The 251-nt window shown below is 63.7% G+C and carries 1 protein-coding gene; it reads left to right on the top strand.

Going from position 1 to position 251, the window contains the following annotated elements:
- The coding region (locus SB679_RS25485) for a hypothetical protein (RefSeq protein WP_410705144.1) at positions 1-194 on the top strand (194 nt) is incomplete at its 5' end.
- Positions 195-251: the final 57 nt, after the last annotated feature.

Genomic DNA, 251 nt, shown 5'->3' with positions numbered 1-251 from the left:
CCTCGACCGCACTCCAGGTCGAATTCGAGACGCGCTTTACGATGAAGCTCTCGGCCAGGGGCGACAAGCTTTCCGCTACGGTCGGCGGCACCACGGTCGAAGCCAATGACCAGACCTTTGCCGGCGGATCGGCCGGACTGATCATTCACGAGGGAGCCCTCTCGGCCACCCGCATCCACATCGGCGCGGCGTAAGGAGATCCCCATGGCAAGTGTCACGATCGACAAGGTCGTCAAGCGCTACGGCAGCGC

Source organism: Chryseobacterium sp. SIMBA_029 (assembly GCF_046535275.1).
GTDB lineage: Bacteria > Bacteroidota > Bacteroidia > Flavobacteriales > Weeksellaceae > Chryseobacterium.
This window is presented reverse-complemented; position numbering and strand designations above follow the sequence as displayed.